Source organism: Bifidobacterium sp. SO4, from assembly GCF_018555355.1.
Classification (GTDB): Bacteria; Actinomycetota; Actinomycetes; order Actinomycetales; family Bifidobacteriaceae; genus Bifidobacterium; species Bifidobacterium miconisargentati.
Window position 1 is genome coordinate 106896 of record NZ_JAFEJP010000001.1, and the last position, 18261, is coordinate 125156.

The 18261-nt window shown below is 65.0% G+C and carries 10 protein-coding genes and 1 other RNA gene; 3 read left to right on the plus strand and 8 right to left on the minus strand.

Annotation, left to right across the window (positions count from 1 at the left end; all coding sequences use genetic code 11):
* Positions 1 to 46: 46 nt before the first annotated feature.
* From JS536_RS00505 to ffs, 7 genes are all read right to left on the minus strand, one after another.
* A complete protein-coding gene (locus tag JS536_RS00505) occupies positions 47 to 1648 on the minus strand; it encodes a C69 family dipeptidase (protein WP_214355379.1) in 1602 nt (533 codons plus the stop codon).
* 200 nt (positions 1649 to 1848) lie between these two features.
* Positions 1849 to 2403 carry a YbhB/YbcL family Raf kinase inhibitor-like protein gene (locus tag JS536_RS00510; protein ID WP_214355380.1) on the minus strand — a complete coding sequence of 185 codons (555 nt, stop codon included), beginning with the start codon at positions 2401 to 2403 and terminating at the stop codon, positions 1849 to 1851.
* Between the two features lie 330 nt (positions 2404 to 2733).
* Positions 2734 to 3885 (minus strand): DNA polymerase III subunit delta', encoded by a 1152-nt coding sequence (locus tag JS536_RS00515; protein WP_214355381.1) that lies wholly within the window; start codon positions 3883 to 3885, stop codon positions 2734 to 2736.
* Positions 3886 to 4079: 194 nt separating this feature from the next.
* Entirely contained in the window at positions 4080 to 4703 is a 624-nt protein-coding gene (gene tmk / locus JS536_RS00520) for a dTMP kinase (protein ID WP_214355382.1), read from the minus strand.
* Positions 4704 to 4860: 157 nt separating this feature from the next.
* Positions 4861 to 7875 (minus strand): type I DNA topoisomerase, encoded by a 3015-nt coding sequence (gene topA, locus JS536_RS00525; RefSeq protein WP_214355383.1) that lies wholly within the window; start codon positions 7873 to 7875, stop codon positions 4861 to 4863.
* A gap of 137 nt (positions 7876 to 8012) precedes the next feature.
* Entirely contained in the window at positions 8013 to 9185 is a 1173-nt protein-coding gene (locus tag JS536_RS00530) for a phosphatase PAP2 family protein (protein WP_109056925.1), read from the minus strand.
* 191 nt (positions 9186 to 9376) lie between these two features.
* Positions 9377 to 9473: signal recognition particle sRNA small type (gene ffs / locus JS536_RS00535), an RNA gene on the minus strand.
* Positions 9474 to 9793: 320 nt separating this feature from the next.
* Here ffs and JS536_RS00540 point away from each other — a divergent pair.
* Entirely contained in the window at positions 9794 to 12217 is a 2424-nt protein-coding gene (locus JS536_RS00540) for a transglycosylase domain-containing protein (protein WP_217625078.1), read from the plus strand.
* Positions 12218 to 12588: 371 nt separating this feature from the next.
* Here the strand turns inward: JS536_RS00540 and leuA are convergent, their stop codons facing one another.
* Positions 12589 to 14505, minus strand: coding sequence for a 2-isopropylmalate synthase (leuA, locus tag JS536_RS00545; protein WP_214304264.1), 1917 nt, complete (start codon positions 14503 to 14505; stop codon positions 12589 to 12591).
* 221 nt (positions 14506 to 14726) lie between these two features.
* Here leuA and JS536_RS11935 point away from each other — a divergent pair, with 221 nt between their 5' ends.
* A complete protein-coding gene (locus tag JS536_RS11935) occupies positions 14727 to 15581 on the plus strand; it encodes a DUF4234 domain-containing protein (protein ID WP_276310817.1) in 855 nt (284 codons plus the stop codon).
* Between the two features lie 222 nt (positions 15582 to 15803).
* The gene (locus JS536_RS00555; protein WP_214355384.1) at positions 15804 to 18143 is read left to right on the plus strand and encodes a PASTA domain-containing protein; all 2340 of its coding nucleotides are present in this window, start codon (positions 15804 to 15806) and stop codon (positions 18141 to 18143) included.
* Positions 18144 to 18261 lie beyond the last annotated feature (118 nt).

The following is an 18261-nucleotide window of genomic DNA, read 5'->3' on the forward strand; positions in this document are numbered from 1 at the left end:
GCTCCGCGGCCAGCTCCCCTCAGAGAAGGGAGCCCAGATATGCGGATTAGAAATCGGACATGTGGAAGCCGTTCTTCATCTCCATGCTGCGGGTGTACAGCACGGAGTCGAGGAGCTTGTCGGTCTCCACCTTGAGCTGGTCGGCCATGGTCTGGTTGGCGGCGGCGAGGATGCCGCGCACCTCCGGGTTGCGCACGGCGGCGATGATCTCATCCGGATCCATCGGCTGCACGTCGCCGTCCACGTTGTCCGCCTCGAACTCCTCCTCGGCGGCCGACTGCGCGGCTTCCTCGGCTGCGGTCAGCCCCAGACGGGCCACCTGCTCGTCCGTGGCGGCCACCAGACGGTGACCCATGCCGCCGGTCTTCTCCTGGTAGCGTTCCACGGCGTTGGAGGTGGAGCGGAAGGCACCATCGCACAGGGCGGCGATGATGCGGTTGGCCCAGTAGAAGTTCTCGGAGGTCACGCGGGTGGTGGTGTCCTCAAGGTAGGCGGGCGTGGTGTCCACGTTCGGGAAGAACGGCACCAGCGTGTTGAACGGGTTGGAGCCGTACGCCATCCACTGGATCGCGCGGTTCGCCTGCGGGCGGTACGGACGAATCTGCATCACGGCGAGCTGGCTCTGGCGGTTGATGCCGATCGTGCGGTACATGTGACGGGTGCGCTCGTCGCCGAGCTGGCCGTACGGGTCGAACGGGGTGCCCTGGTAGTGGGAGGACAGCACGTACTTGATGTCCTCGATGGTCACCTTGCGCTCGGGCTGACGGGCCCACGGGATGTCGTTGGACTCCGGCTTGTGGTCGGCGTCCGGACCGTCCCACACCTCGTCGTACGGGTTGAGGAAGCGCTGCATGTACCAGGCGCGCGGAGTGTTGTACACGTGGTCGGAGTCGGAGTGGGAGCCGAAGGCGTCGCGCGGGTTGAACGGGGTGGTGTTCTCCACGGACAGGTCGAGGTGGTTGGTCTCGATGAACTCGGCCAGGTCGGCGGAGCACATGTGCTCCTCCTGATCACCCAAGGCGTCCTCGAGATCGAATTCGTCGATGCCCAGCTGGTTCGGCATGGTCACGTACGCCTCGTCCGGCACGCGCTTGGCGATCCAGTGATGGCCGCCCACGGTCTCCAGCCACCAGATCTCGTTGACATCGGAGAAGGCCACGCCGTTCATCTCGTAGGTGCCGAACTCCTCGAGCAGCGCGCCCAGACGCTCGACGCCCTCGCGTGCGGTCTTGATGTACGGCAGCACGATGGTCAGGAAGTCCTCCTCGCCGATGCCGCCGGGCACTTCCGGCTCGTCGCCCTTGGCCGGGGCGTACTCCACGAACGGGTCGGCGCCGAGCACGCGCTCGTTGGTGGTGAGGGTCTCGGTGGCGCTCATGGCCACGTTCGCCTCGTTCACGCCGGCCTCGCCCCAGATGCCTTCCTTGAGGTCGGCGTTCGGTACGGCCGTGTACTGCAGCGGATTGTCCGGCAGGGTGATGGTCAGGTGGGAGATCACCGACTTGTATTCGCGCGGCTGCTCCTCCGGCTTGACGACGATGAAGCGCTTGGGGTTGAACTCGCCGTTGGCGGAATCCTCGTTGCGGGCAATGATGGTGGAACCGTCATAGCTCGCGTCCTTGCCTACCAGAATCGTGGTGCAGGCCATATTGGATGATGTCCTTTCTCTTCCATTTGGCTCCCCTTGTCAGGGGAGCTGTCACGCTTTGCGTGACTGAGGGGTAGTCAAAAATTCGCATAATCGGGCCGTGGCGCACTCCCCTCAGTCCGACTGCGTCGGCCAGCTCCCCTCAGGGAGGGGAGCCATGACCGCGCTATCGCTGCCTATATGTTACGAAGTTACGCAGCTCACGCCTTGCCGGTGACGAACATGCCACCCTGGTCGGGAGCCTCGCCGCATTCGCGCAGCTTGTGCAGCAGCTCGTTCATCCAGAAGCCCTGGTTGAGGCCGGGCAGCGGCTCCTTCGTAGCCCATACGTGCAGGTAGTAGTCATGATCCTTGTCCGGCGGCTGCGGACCGTTGTACCGCATGATGATCGCCGGGTCGTTCTCACGGCCCACGAATTTCGAGGCCGAGGAGTTGCGGCCCTGCACCGCCTCGGGAATCATCGCGGTCATCTGACGGGAGAAGTCCGGCGGGATCGAGAGCGCGTGGGAGTCGTTGAAGTCGAACATCAGCGCGTCGATCGGCAGGTTCGCCACCGTCCAATGGATCCACTCGAATCCGCACACCGGGATGGAATCGGGATCGGTGAACGTCCAGTGCAGGTAATGGGCCTCCGGGTTCACCTCGTCGATATAGAACGGGAAGGAGATGATGGGCACGCCACCCGCGCGGTATTCAGGCGCGGCCGCTTTGGCGAAGTCGTCGGGAACGACGGTGAAATCAGCGGAAATCTTCATACGCTCCAGTGTATCGCGCCCCATGTTACCGGCCGGCGGGGCGGCACGGGCGGCTCATGCCCGATCTGCCACGCCGGCGACCGCCTGGCCGAGGCGAATCAGCGACCTGCCACCCATTTTGCCCCAATCACGCGGCCTCATCGAGCCAGGCCAGCGACCTGCTACCTGCCATGCCCCGCTTGTGCGCCCGCATCGGGGCAAACCGGTTGTTCACTACCCGTCATGCCCCGCTCAGCACCCACTATGCGCAGCAAGCCGGCAACGTACTACCTTTCCCGCCCCGCCAGCAATCGCATGGCATGGTGGCAACGCGGCGAAGCAGGCACTACTTCACGGAATCAACGCGCAGAACAGCGCCTCGAACGTGAGCAGCGGGTTGCCGTTGCCTGCCAGACGCTTGCGCGCTCGGGCCACCTCGTCCAGACGGGCCACCGCACCGGCGCGATCCAGCCGCACAGACAGTTCGGTGATGGCCGACCGGTTCTCCAGGTTGATGAGCCCGACAGCGTCCTCCGCGTTGTTCTGCAGCACCGCCACGTCCCGGTAGATGGAGGCGACGGAGTTGAGCGCACGGTCGAGCACGTCGCGCGTGCGGCGGGTGGCGTATCGCTTGATATCGTCCTTCTTGGCCACCTGATTGAATGCGCCGCGCAGCTTCGGGGGAATGCGCTCCCCCTCGGCGAGACCGTTGATGCGGCGGAATTCCGCCTCCTGCTTGCCGAACCATTCGTTGGCGTCCGCCTCGGCCTGTCCCTTGGCGTTGTCGATGAGATTGCCGGCCAGCAGCACCGCGTCCGAGGCGCGGGCGAGGTTCAGCACGCCGACGACCAGCTCGTCGCGGTCCGACATCACGCGCTCGTTCGTGGCATACAGGCGCGCGATGCCGATATGCCCTTCGGACAGGCGGGCCGCACGCTGGGCGACCTTGGGCTCGGCACCGGTGTTTGCCGTGAGGAACTCGGCCACGGCCGCCGGGGACGGCACGGCGAGGTTCACCACGCGGCAGCGCGATCGGATGGTCGGCAGCACGTCCTGCGCGCTGGGGGCGCACAGCAGCCAGATACAACGTTCGGCCGGCTCCTCGATCTCCTTGAGGAGCACGTTGGTGGTGCGCTCCAGCATGCGGTCCACGTCCTCGATGATGATGATGCGCCACGGCGCGGTGGACGGCATCTGCTCGGAAGTGGTGATGATGTCGCGCACTTGGTCGATGCCGATGGTCACCTTGTTGGTGGCCAACACCGTCACGTCCGGGTGCGTGCCGGCCAGCACCTGCTGGGTCACGCGCGTGGGTCCGTCGCCCATGCCGCGATCCGGGCTTTCCAGCGCCGCCGCGAACGCGCGGGCCATGTTCGATCTGCCCGATCCGGGAGGCCCGCAGATCAGCCACGACTGGGCGATCTGGCTCGGGTCGCCCTGCGCGATGCGGCTCAGCATATCCACCACCGGCTGCTGGCCCACCAGCGAATCCCACACGCTCATTGCATCTCCCCCTTGTCGTTGCGGGTGCCGTTCCCCGTGCTAGTTAACCTGAAAACCTATTGATTCCATTAGACCAAAACTGACGTGAATCTTGTTTTTCGACTACCCTTCAGTCGGCTTCGCCGACAGCTCCCCTGACAAGGGGAGCCAAGGAACATAGGTTACGTCGGCCCCGCTGAGCAGAACCTTGCTCATTACTGCAGCAATGCGGCGATGTCTGTTTCGATGACGGCCCAGACCGCTTCGATGGGTTGCCCGGCGTCGATCACGCGGAACCGGTCCGGCTCGGCGGCGGCCAGGTCCAGAAACGCCTGACGGGTGCGGTTCTGGAAGTCGCTGCCGGCCGATTCCATGCGATCCTCCGCATGTTCGAGACGATTGTGCGAGAGGGCCGGATCCATATCCAACAGGTACGTGCGGTCCGGCAGCAGATTGCCGGTGGCCCACATGCTCAGGTTCCGGATTTCCTTGGAGGTCAGTTCGCGACCGCCCGCCTGGTACGCCAGCGACGAATCCAAGTATCGGTCCGTGATGACGACCTCGCCGCGTTCCAACGCCGGACGGATGGTTTCGGCCACATGCTGCGCGCGGTCGGCGGCGAACAGCAGCGCTTCGGCGCGCGGGGCGATGTCGGCGGTTCCCTCCCCGACGCCCTGCAGCAGCAGCTTGCGGATGGCGCGGCCAAGTGCGGTGCCGCCCGGTTCGCGCGTGACCACGACCGTGCGCCCCTGCGCCTCCAGGTAGGCACGCAACCGTTCGACCTGTGTGGTCTTGCCCACGCCGTCGACGCCTTCAAAGGAAATAAACAGACCGGTCATGCTCCTGACCTTACCGTGAGGCGGAGAGTTGCCTGAAATCGTCGGCCATCTCGATTGCGAGGGGCTGAATGACGCCTGATAATCGGAATGCCCCATCAACGACCGCCACGGCAGCCTGTCAATGGGGCATTCAACGCAATCGTGCGAGTGGGCCCGCCTACTTCTTCTTGGGCTTGGCGGCCACGACCGGCGGGCGGGTGAAGCCCTCGTTCGCGGTGAGCCATTCGATGTCCGCCTTGACCGTGGAGGCGGTGGAGCCAAGCTTTTCGGCGATGCGGGTGTTGGCCCATCCCTTGGCGGCCAGCTTCTTGACCTCGGCACGGCGCTCGGCGCGCTTGGCCTCGACGGCGCTCACCTTGGGCGCGGCCTTGGCGTTCTTGCCCTTGCCAGCCGCAGCGCCACGGCCGCGGCCACGACCGCGGCTCGAAGGCCCGGCCGCGCGCTTCTCGGCCAGCAGGCGGAAGGCGTCGTCCGGCGTGATGGTCTCCGGCGTGTACTGCCTCGGCACGGTGCGGTTGGTCTCGCCATCGGTGATGTACGCGCCGAAACGGCCATCCTTGATGGTCACGTTCTTGCCGGTGTTCGGGTCGGTGCCGAGCTCGCGCAGCGGCGGCTTGGCGGCGCCGCGCCCGCGGCCGCGACCGTACTTGGGCTGGGAGAACAGCTCCTTGGCCTTGTCGATGTCGACCGTGAAGATCTCGTCCTCCGAGGCCAGCGAACGGGTCTCGGACTTGCCGTCCGCGCCGGTCTTGGACAGGTACGGGCCGTAGCGGCCGTTGTTGGCGGACACCGTGCATTCGGATACCTCGCCGGTCTCGGCGTTGGTCTCCTCATACTTGCCCACCTCGCGCGGCAGGCTCAGCAGCTTGAGCGCGTCCTCCAGCGACAGCGATTCGGGGCTCATCGTCTTGAACAGCGAGGCCATCTTCGGACGCGGCGCCTCCTTGGCACCTTCCGGCGTGGGCAACGTCAGCGCCACGTACGGGCCGAAGCGACCGTTGCGCACCTCCACGGTGCCGCCGGTGGCCGGGTCCTTGCCCAGCTCGCGCGGGCCGCCCGAATGGTTGTCGATGAGGTCGCGGGCCACGGCCACGGTGAGTTCGTCCGGGGCGATGGTGTCCGGCAGGGAGGCTCGCTTGGGGTTACCTTCCGCGTCCAGATGCTCCATATCCTCCAGATACGGGCCGTAGCGGCCCACGCGCACATGCAGGCCGTCGCCGATGTCGATGGTGTTGATGGCGCGCGCGTCGATCTCGCCGAGCTGCGCCACCTGCTGCTGCAGGCCCTCATGCGCCTCGTCGGCGTTCTGGGCAGCACCCTCACCCGAGCCGAAGTAGAAGCGGGTGAGCCATTCACGGCCGGATTCCGCGCCGTGGGCGATGCGGTCCAGGCCGTTCTCCATCTCGGCGGTGAACTGGTAATCCACGAGCTTGGGGAACTTGGTCTCCAGCAGCTTGATCACGGAGAATGCCAGCCAGCTGGGGATCAGCGCGCGACCGCGCTCGTAGACATAGCCACGATCCATGATGGTGGAGATGATGCTGGCGTACGTGGACGGGCGACCGATCTCCTTGGCCTCCAGCGTTTTGACCAGCGTGGCTTCCGTGTATCGGGCCGGCGGCTGGGTCTCGTGGCCGTCGGGCTCAACGCTTGTGGCGTCGACCTGCTGGCCCACCGTCATCGGGGGCAGGGAGGCGTTGCTTTCCGATGCGTCGGCGCCGGACTTGCCCGCGGCGGCCTTGCCATCGGCCTTGCCAGACGTGGCGGCATCGGCTGCGGCCGGCTTGGCTGCGGGCTTGCGGCCCTCGCCGGTGGCCTTCATGAAGCCGGGGAATTCGATCACCGTGCCGGACGCCTGGAACACGGCCTCGCCGTCCGCGGGACCGGCCGGGGCGGACAGGCGCACGGTGGCGGTGGAACCGGTGGCGTCCGCCATCTGGCAGGCCAGCGTGCGCTGCCAGATCAGCGTGTACAGGCGCAGCTGGTCCACCGGCAGCTTGGAGGCCAGCTCGTCCGGGTCATGGAATCGGGAGCCCGCCGGGCGGATGCACTCGTGGGCCTCCTGCGCGCCGGCCGTCTTGGTGGCGTACTGCTTGGGTTCGGCGGACAGGAACCGGTCGCCGAAATGATAGGAGACGGCGTTGCGGGCGGCGGCGATGGCCTCCTGCGACAGCGTCACCGAATCGGTTCGCATATAGGTGATGTAGCCGTTCTCGTACAGGCTCTGGGCCGCGCGCATCACGGCGCGGGCGCCCATGCCGAGGCGGTTGCCGGCGGTCTGCTGCAGCGTGGAGGTGGTGAACGGCGGCTGCGGGCGACGGCGGTACGGCTTGGTTTCCATGCTCATCACCGTGAACGGGGCGTCGCGCAGCACGCCGGCCAGCGCGGTGGCGGAGGTCTCGTCAAGCTGGCGGACGTTGTCCTTGAAACCGTCGGGTGTGAGCTGGCCGTCCGGGCCGAAGTCCTTGGAGCCGGCGAGTCGTTTGCCGCCGAGCGAGACCATGCGCGCGGAGAATTCGGTGCGGTCCCCGTCGGCGGAGGGGGCGGCCAGCGTGGCGACGATGTCCCAGTAGGGGGCGCGCTTGAAGGCCATGCGCTCACGTTCGCGTTCGACGATGAGGCGCGTGGCCACGGACTGCACGCGGCCGGCGGACAGGCCCGGACCCACCTTGCGCCAAAGCACCGGGGACAGTTCGTAGCCGTAGAGTCGGTCGAGGATGCGACGGGTCTCCTGGGCGTCGACCATGTTGCCATCCACGTCGCGCGTCTTGTTCAGGGAGGCGTTGATGGCGTCCTTGGTGATCTCGTGGAACACCATGCGCTTGACCGGCACCTTGGGCTTCAGGGTCTGCACCAGGTGCCATGCGATGGCCTCGCCCTCGCGATCCTCATCGGTTGCGAGGTAGAGTTCGTCGGCGCCCTTGAGCGCGGACTTCAGTTCGCTCACCGTGCGCTTCTTGTCGCCGTCCACGATGTAGTAGGGCTTGAAGCCGTCGTTCACGTCCACGCCGAACTTGCCGAACTTGGCCTTGTCCGCGGCGGGAACCTGGCTGGGCTGCGCGAGGTCGCGGATATGGCCCACCGACGCCATGACGGTGTACCCCTTGCCCAGGTAGTCACCGATCTTGTGGGCCTTGGTCGGAGACTCCACAATCACGAGTTTGGTAGCCATACCCACTCCTTAATATCTCTCCTGCGGAAACATGCGTTTCTGGCGTCATAATACTCACGAACGATGGCCAATCGCCAAATCGGGGGCGTGCGGCAGCCCGGACGACCGCATCCGGGCGACGGCGGCAAGACGCCCGCCTAGCGCTTCGGCGGGGCCGGCGGGGCGCCGATCAGACCGATGCGGCTCAACGGCGAGGCTGTGATCTGGCGCAGGGCCAACATCAGTCCGAAGGCCAGCGAGGCCACGCCCGTGACGCCCGCCACGGCGCTGATGATGGAGCCCTGCACGGCCCAGCTGGCACTGACGGGCAGGCCCGGCACCACCTGCCAGATCACGTACGCGGCGTAGGCGATGAGCAGCAGTCCGGCGGTGATGAGCACGCTGCCCACGATCTGCACGCTCACCGAGGAGACGCGGCTGCCGGGCGCGTCCATACCGGACGTGCGGGTGAACGCCATGGCGATCAGGGCCAGTCCCGCCACCAGCAGAATGGACATGGCCACGTCCGAGGGACGATGCCATTGGCCGTAGATCACGGAAACGCCGACGAGCACCGACCAGGTCACGCCCACGACCCCGGCCAGCGCTCGGGCGGCGCGCGGCACGGCGAGCAACAGGATCGCGGCGCAGGCGGCGGCCAGCATCGTGTGCCCGGAAGGCGCGGAGTTGACGGCGGGCGATTCGGTGTTGATGATGAACGGTCGCGGCAGCACGTCCTTGATGCGCGTGGTCGCCAGGCAGATCACGGCGAACACGGCCACCTGCCCGACCAACCACCAGCGGCGTCGGATCAGCGCGGTGACGATGCCGATGGCGGCGATCGCGCAGCTGACGGCGATCACCAGCCACGACTGGGCCACGGCACCCATGATGCCGGTGGCGAAGCCGGGCACATGGTCGGCCAGGTTCTTCCAGACGAGTTCGTCGTACGACTGGCCGTTTTCCGTGTACACGCATCCCCACCACACGCCGAAGCCCACGGCGATGAGCAGCAGTCCGAACACGACGCAGAGCACGCGGCTGGACACGCGCGGACGCACGGTGAGCGGGTCGAGACGGGCCAGGCCGCGGTCGATGTCGTCCGGTTCGTCGCTGTAGGGCATGCCGGAGCGGCCGGTCGCACGGGTCATGCCGAGGGTCGCGGCGGTGGCGGTGGTGCGGGGGTCCGGGCCGAGTGCGGCCAGCGGATCGGGTTCGGGGGCCGGGACTGACGACTGCGTGCGGGAGGATGATCCGGGGAATCCTGCGGAACCTACGAGATTGGCCGGCGCGTGCGGGTCACGAATGGTGGGATGCTGTGCGTCATTCATACGTTCGACTGTACGGCCGCGCCCCGGACAGTACCCCGCCGCATTGCGAGCCCGTAGCCGAATCCGCACATTCTCATGTGACAGTTACGCGGTGGGGCCTGGTACGCCTCGCCCGACACACTCAAGGCCGTTCGGCCAAGCCTACGGTCTGGCGAGGCGCACCAGGCCTCACCGCTACCGTTCCGGCAAAGATGGAAAAACCTCCACGCACCCGTCAGAGGCCACTTACCCTTGCTGCATTCCTGCCCTGGGGGAGTTGGGTGACATAGCGCCGCGTGGAGGCTTCGAGTAAATATACGGAGACGGGTGGACCAGGATGCGCGCGGGCGGGGCATGGGCGGCGGGAACGGTGACGGCGAGCCGGCAGAAAGCCGGTCGGAAGCTGACTTGAAGCCGTCCGTAAGCGCCCGGAAGCGACCCGCGTCCCCTGAAAAGGCACCCTCGGAACCCCGTACGTGCCCGATATACAGCCGTTTTCCAGACAACTTGCAGCGGCGTGTCCAATGCCGTGTCCATATGTGAGGATTCCGCGTAAATCCGGGTTTTGAGACCGCTTGGTTGCGTTCACGGCCAACGAATGTTCAAGACCAGCGGTTACGGTGGTCTATATGTCTTCATATCAACGTCGTGCACACGCGCAGGGTCGGGCCTATGCCGCAAGGCAGCCGCGTACCGCGCAGAGCAAGACCTACGGCACCGCGGAGAACGGCATTAGCGCCACCCGCGCAACGCGCGCAGGTTCCGGCACGCACCGTCCCACAAGCCATAAGGCACCCAAGCGCAGCAGGAGAAGGAATGGCGGCAGGCGGCCGCATCGCGTGCTGAAATGGGTGCTCGGCATCTTCTTCGGCCTGTTCGGCCTGGGACTGCTGACCGGCTGCGCGGCCTTCGCATACCTGTACACCACCACCGAGGTCCCGCAACCTGAGAAGTTCGCGCTGGCGGAAAAGACGCGCGTCTATTACGCGGACGGCACCACGCTCATCGGCTCCTACGCCGAGCAGAACCGCGACATCATCTCCTGCGAGGGCCTGCCGAGCTATCTGGGCAACGCCATCGTGGCCTCCGAGAACCGCACCTTCTATACGGATCGCGGCGTGGACCTGAAGGGCATCGCCCGCGCGTTCTGGAACAACGTGACCACCGGCACCCGCCAAGGCGGCTCCACCATCACCCAGCAGTACGCCGAACGCTACTATCTGGGCGAAACCACCACGTACGCCGGCAAGGCGCGCGAGGCCATACTGGCGCTCAAGATCGCACAGACCGAGTCCAAGGACGAGGTGCTGTGCAACTACATGAACACCATCTACCTGGGCCGCAACTCCTACGGCATCCAGGCGGCGGCCAAGGCCTACTTCAACAAGGACGCCAAGGATCTGACGCTCTCCGAGGCCGCGATGATCGCCGGCATCATCCCCTCCCCCTCCACATGGGATCCGGCGGACAACGCCGCCATGGCCAAGCAACGCTTCAAGCGCGTGCTAAACATCATGGAGGAGGACGGCTACATCACCGCCAAGGACAAGGCGGCGGCCAAGTTCCCGGACACGGCGCCCGTGGCCCAGCAGAACGAATACGCCGGCTCCACCGGCTATCTGCTGGATATGGTGGAGCGCGAGCTGGTGCAGTCCAAGGCCTTCACCAAAGAGGAGCTGGCCACCGGCGGCTACAAGATCGTCACCACCATCGACAAGGCCAAGCAGGATGTCATGCAGTCCATCGGAGACACGCGCCTTTCGGACATGCCCGAGACGCTGCAGATCGGCGGCATCGCCGTGGAGCCGAAGACCGGGGCCGTGGTGTCGGTGTACGCCGGTTCGGACTACCTCACCAAACAGCTCAACAACGCCGATCAGGCCCTGTTCGAGCCCGGTTCCACCATGAAACCGTTCGCGCTGCTGGGCGCGGCGCAGTCCGGCGTGAACTTCAACACGCTGTTCAACGGCAACTCGCACCAACACTTCTCCGGCCTGGACGCCGAGGTGAACAACGCCCTGGAGAACAACTGGGGGTACATCAACCTCTACCAGGCCACCGCCAACTCGGTGAACACGGTGTTCATGAACGTCAATGAGCATCTGACGCCGCAGCGCACGGCGGCGATCGCGCATGAGGCCGGCATTGTGGGAGACATCGACGAGAACTCGATGTACAACGTGCTCGGCATCAACGCGCTGACCGTGTGGGATCTGGCGCAGGGTCACTCCACCATCGCGAACAACGGCGTGAAGAACACCATCCACATGGTCGATCGCGTCATCGATTCCAATAACAAGGACCTGTACAACGCGCCGAACGAGAACGAGCGCGTCTTCGACGCCAACGATTGCGCGCTGGTGCAGAAGGCCATGCTCGGCACCACCACGTACGGCACCGCGGCGGGCACCTCCACCATGCTGGGACGCCCGGTCGCCGGCAAGTCCGGCACCGCCAACGACGAGAAGGCCTCCTCCTTCGTGGGCTACACGCCGAGCCTGCTGAACGTGTGGGCCATCTGGAACCCGGACAAGGACGGCAACCCGCAGGTGGTGCCCGCCTTCTCCGGCTACGGCATCTCTTCCACCGGCTACCCGGCGCACCTGTTCCAGGAATACATGTCGAAGGTCCTGCAGGGCACTCAGGTCGAGGAATTCCCCACCGCCAAGGACACCGGTAAGATCGGCGGCACGGACGGCACGTGGGGCCTGGGCAAGGGCCAGAGCTCCGGCACCACGTCCGGCCAGCAGAAGGCCGAGACCGACGACAACGGTGATTCCAAGGACGGTTCCTCCGCCGATGGCAAGGACCAGTCCTCCGGCTCCGGCACGGGTTCCGGTTCGCAGAACACGCAGGAATTCGCCCAGGAATGTCTGAAGAATCCGAGCTATTCCGCTGACTGCCCGAACAATCCGGGCACCAACAACGGCGGCACCGCGAACGACCCGTCCAACGGCGACGACAGCGGCCCGTCCTATGACGAGCCCGTCCAGCCTGACGAGGAGTCGCCCTTCGCACCCGGCGAGACGTATTCCTATTCGACCACGGAGTAGCGAGGAGCGCAGCAGGATTGGCCTTGCGGCCAATGCTGTGTTTTTGCGGCCGTTTGGCCGCGGCTACTCTCCCTCCGTCATCGCTTCGCGATGCCACCTCCCTCGACAGAGGGAGGCAGGTTTTGATCGTGTAGGTCTTGGCCCCCTCTGTCGAGGGGGCTGCTGAGCGTAGCGAGGCTGGGGGAGAGTAGCCGCGGCCAACGGCCGCAAGAAGCGCATCGGCCAACGGCCGATTCCGTCCCCAACGCAATGGGCCCGTCTTCCACTTTGGGAAGACGGGCCCATTCGTATGTATATTCAGCCGTATTCAGACGACCGCCCAATCGGCGGCCGTCCAAATCAGCCAATCAGCCTATCTGGCTTCAGCGGCTTCAGCGCGTGCGCTGGGAGCGGTTGATCGCGGAGATGATCGCCTTGAGGGCGCTGGTGGTGATGGACGAATCAATGCCCACGCCCCACACGATCTTCGCGTCGTCGGCCTCGCCCACCTGGCATTCCACGTAGGAGGCGGCCATGGCGTTGGTGCCCACGGACATCGTGTGCTCCACGTAGTCCATGATGGAGGCGTCCACGCCGAAGTTGGAGATGGCGTTGAGGAAGGCGGCGATCGGGCCGTTGCCGATGCCGGAGACCTCACGTTCCACCGGCGTATCCGTACCGACGTTCACGCCGCGGTCGAGCACGCGGGCCTTGAGCACGGTGTCCGAACCGTCCTCGCCGGAGCTGATGGCCACCTTCAGGAGCTTCAGACGGCCCCACGGCGCGAGCGAGGCGTCGTGCGTATCGCCCACGACCACACCGGCGGCGGTCATGCCGGACTGCTCGACCGGCAGGTACTCGTCCTTGAACAGACGCCAGATGTCCTCGTCCTTGACTTCCTTCTTGGTGTCGTCGGCGAACTTCTGGACGATCTTGTCGAACTCCACCTGCAGGCGCTTGGGCAGGTCGAGGTTGTGGTTGGTCTTGAGCAGGTAGGCCATGCCGCCCTTGCCGGACTGCGAGTTGACGCGGATGATGGCCTCGTACGTGCGGCCGATGTCCTTCGGATCGATCGGCAGGTACGGCACGAGCCACACGAAGTTGTCCAGATCGGCGCCGGCGCGGTCGGCGGCCACCTGACGGGCCTCAAGACCCTTCTTGATGGCGTCCTGGTGGGAGCCGGAGAACGCGGTGAACACGAAGTTGCCGGCGTACGGGTGACGCTCGGAGATCTTGATCTGGTTGCAGTACTCCACGGTCTTGCGGATCTCGGGCACGTTGGAGTAGTCGATCTGCGGGTCGATGCCCTGCGTGAGCATGTTGAGGCCCAGGGTGACAAGGTCCACGTTGCCGGTACGCTCGCCGTTGCCCAGGAGGCAGCCCTCGACGCGGTCGGCGCCGGCCAGCATGGCCAGCTCGGTGGCGGCCACGCCCATGCCCTCGTCGTTGTGCGGGTGCAGGGAGAGCACCACGGAGTCGCGGTCGTCCAGGTGGGTGGAGACGTACTCCACCTCGTCGGCGAACACGTTCGGCGTGGTCATCTCCACGGTGGCGGGCAGGTTGATGATCATCGGATGCTCGGGGGTGGGCTTGATCACGCCGATCACGGCGTTGCACACCTCGACCGCGTACTCCGGCTCGGTGCCCGTGAAGGACTCCGGGGAGTACTCATAGTACAGGTCGATGCCCTTGGCCTCGCCCTCGAGATCCTTGCACAGCTCGGCGGCGTCCGTGGCGAGCTTCTTGATCTCTTCCTTGTTCTTGCGGAACACCACCTCGCGCTGCAGCACGGAGACGGAGTTGTAGAAGTGCACGATCGCGCGCTTGGCGCCCTTGAGGGCCTCGTAGGTGCGGCGAATGAGGTGTTCGCGGCACTGGGTGAGCACCACGATGGTCACGTCGTCCGGGATCAGCTCGCGCTCGATGAGCATGCGGATGAAGTCGAAATCGGTTTCGGAAGCGGACGGGAAGCCCACCTCGATCTCCTTGAAGCCCATGGAGACCAGCAGGTTCCAGAAGCGCAGCTTGCGCTCGGAATCCATCGGGTTGACGAGGGCCTGATTGCCGTCGCGAAGATCGACGGAGCACCAGCGCGGCGCGCGCTGCAGTCGCTTACCCGGCCACGTGCGCTCCGGGTAATCAAAGGGGATCTGCTTGTCGTATGCGGCGTACTTGTTGTACGGCATACGGCTCGGTTTCTGCGGATCGCCGATGAATCGTGCCGGAGGCAGCAGCGGGTCATTGTTCCCTCCATTGGATGCCGCGGCGACCGCTGCGAGATCAAAGACGGACGATTGATCCTGACCCATTGTTCCTCCTTTGCTGTGTGGAATGATTCCTCAATGGTTAGTCGTTTACGCACATGTAACATGTGCATCTCTCTATCCTAGCGACGGCCCGTTCCAACACCCCGCACGTCTCACAATCTGCCGGAATCGGTTGTGTTTCCTTGGGATGACGGACCGGCGGCACTAGGATTGGAAGCATGCGCGGGGGCGCAAGGCTTCCGCCATGAGAGAAGAAGTCCATTATGACGAATCCGAATGTTCCCCCGACCCCTCAGGTTCCGCAGATGCCTCCGATGCCGCAGGCACCGCGCGTGCAGTCCGCACCGATGCCGCAGCCGGTCCAGCCGCCGACCCAGGCGCCCGCTCAGGCACCGTTCGCCGCGCCTGTTCAGGCGCCCGTTTCCGCTCCGGCCTACGGGCAGCAGCCGTCCGTGCCTCAGCCGTCGATTCCGCAGCCTTCCGCCGCTCCTCGCACTCCGCAGTACGCACCGCAGCCGGCCTATCAGGCGCCGCAGGCCCCGCAGTACGCCGCGCCGCAGCAGCCGGCCCAGCCCGCACCGGCCCCGTCCTTCACGCCCGCCGCTTCCGCCGGCACTCCGGGAACCCCGGGTGCTCCCGCAATCCCGACCGGCATGGTTCCCGCCGCCCCGTCGATGCCGGCACCGCAACAGCCCACCGCCGTATACAGCTCGCGCCCGGCCCGTCAACTGCGCACCAAGCGCGGCCTGCTCAAGTACATCCTACTGGGCATCATCACCCTCGGCATCTACGACCTCTGGCAGCTGAGTGAAATCGGCGAATCCCTGAATCTCATGGCCTCCCGCCGCGACGGCAAGAAGACCATGCACTACTGCCTGCTCTTCTTCATCGTGGGCCCGATCACCCTCGGCATCGGCACCCTCGTTTGGTTCCATCGCATAAGCGCGCGTGTGGGCGAGGAGCAGCAGGCCCGCGGCATGGCGCCCACCGTTTCCGCCGCCACGTTCTGGCTGTGGGGCATCCTCGGCGCGTTCATCATCGTGGGTCCGTTCATCTACTACTACAAGCTGCTGCACGCGATGAACGACCTCTCCGCCGACTACAACGTCCGCGGCTGAGCCCCGCCGCATCCGTCAATCGTTTCCACGAGGCTCTGTTAAGCCAAAATTGACATACCCCTATTCTTGGCTCCCCTTGTCAGGGGAGCTGGCGGCGAAGCCGACTGAGGGGTAGTCCATATCAATTTGGTGTAACAGAGCCTTCTGTAGGCCGCCTTCGCCGGCATAGCCGAGACGGTTCGTTCATGCTGTCTTTTTTCATCGATTCACGAAAGCAAAGTCATGTTCTGTACTCACTGCGGAAAGCCCAACGACGATTCCGCCAAGTTCTGCACCTCCTGCGGCGCGAAGCTGGACAAGCCGGAAGTTCCGGCCGCGACCCCGGCCGCACCGGCAACGCCCGCCGCAACTCCGACACCCACGGCTGTGCCGCTGCCGGACAGCGTACCCGCCCCGGCCGGTCCGACGTCCGAAGCCCCGGCCGCAACCCCGGCCGCACCAGCCGCCGAGGCTCCGGCGACATCGCCCACGGCCTCCGCCACAGTCTCCGAAGCTTCCGCCACGGCGGCCTCCACAACGGCATTCAGCACCGCCAAGCAGCCGCCGAACAAGCTCATCATCGCACTGGCCGCCGTGCTGGCCGTCATCGTGGTGGCGGGCATCGCCCTGTTCGCCACCTGGAAGGCGGAGATGTGGGGCGGCAAGACCCTGCCCAATCCCGCGTCTATCGTCAAGACCACGGCCTCAAAGGACGGCAAGTCGGCCACCATCAAGGCCAAGGACGTCACCGAGGCGCTGAAGCTCAAGGGCATCAACGCCAAGACCGAGAAGGTCTTCTCCGGCAAGGAAAGCGGCGCGTTCCTGGGTTACGACGGCTTCAAGCAGGGGCAGCGCGTCTCCGCGGGCACCATCGTCACCGTGCAGGAATCGGCCGGCCCCGGCGTGCCGAAGAACACGCTCGGCAAGAAGGCCGAGCAGGTGGTTGACACGCTCGAAGGCATGAACGTGCCCGTACATTACAAGAAGGTCTACGTCTCGGACACCAAGAAGAACCCCGAAGGCACCGTCGTGGCCACCTACCCCGCCGCCGGCACCGGCGTGCAGGACTCCGAAAAGGACAAGGGCATCTACGTGGGCGTGGCCACCAAGGGCGATGGCACCGCCCTGCCGCTCGATGTGATGGGCAAGAGCGTGGACGACATCAAATCACAGCTGGAGTCCGAAGGCCACAGCGTGACCGTCGAAAAGCGCTTCTCCTCCAAACAGTACGTGGGCAAGGTGGCCGGCGCGGATCCCGCCCCCGGTTCCTCGCTTGATTCCGGCGATGACGTGACCTTGTACGAGGGCATCGACGCCACCAGCATGAAGGATGCCTTCACGGACAGCAATCTGCCCGAAACCGGAGGCGATGCGTTGCTCGGCACCACGGATGCGGCCGATGGTCAGTGGTGCACCAACGACGGCCAGTGCATCACCATCGAGGATCATAAGATCACCGAAGGCGGCAGCGACAACTCCGACTACAACAGCTCGTACGACGGCTATCTGGTTGCCTGCGATGCCATTCAGCAGGCATACTGCAGCAACCCGAACGCCGACTATCTGGTCACCCAGGACTATGGCGCATTCGAACTGCTCCCCCATATCAGCCTCACCAACTTCTGGTCGAACGGCAAGATGTACGACAGCAATGGCGTGCATATGGACGATTCCTGGCCCAAGTCCGGCGAATACCATCTGCAGGACCTGTTCCTGGTGGTTCCCACCGGCGCCAATCTCGAAGGACTGGAGAGCAAGGGCTACTTCGATAAGGACGCCCTTGCCGCCGCGAAGAAGGAGAAGGCCGTCGACACGGACCGCCCGTTCATCCTCTGGCGAGACCCTTCGAAGTACGAGACCACCACGGCACCGTACAGCGGCACCGGCATGAACTTCAACCCATTCCTGCCATACAACGGCTACAGCGGCGATAAATCCAACGTGGTCAAGATGAAGCCCGCACCAAGCGACGCAAACGCCTATTACCGAGTGGAATCGTCCGACCCTGACTGGGATTCCCTGCCCGACGCCGAGGTCAAGGGCGCCGGCAAGGCCGCGAAGTCCAGCTCCGACGATTCGGACAGCAAGTCCGATTCCAAGGCCAGCGCCGCCCTGTTCAAGAACGTCGCCGACCAGTACCGGTTCTTCTCCACGGGCAATGGATCGGCATTCATTGACATGACCGTGAAGGACGACGGCAGCTTCGCAGGCGAGGCGAACACCGCAGACATGAACTCCGGCGAACCCACCTACAAGGCACCACGTATTACGTATCCGTTCTCCGGCAAGTTCTCCTCCATCAAGAAGAACAGCGCCGGCGGCTACGACCTGCAGTGCGACTCCTCGTCCTTCAAGTGGGAGAAGGACAAGTATACGGATGAGAGCGGTCTCAGTCCATGCGGCGCCTGGCATTGGTATCCCGCCGGCACACCGTGGTCGTCCATGGCATCGGGAGATAAGGTCAAGTACGCGCTGGCGTACGGCAGTCAGATGGATTCCTCGAACTCCGACTCCTACAAGTCGAACCTGCTCTACGATGAGGACGCCGAGCGCTCCGCCTTCTACCCCTACTCCCAGAACTAATTTCCCTATCTATGGCTCCCCTCTTTGAGGACATTGCCGTGAAGCAAACAGCGGAGCTGTTTGTAGGCGATGTGCGAGACGACAGTCGAGCCAGCAGAACGCGAACGAAGTTCGTCCG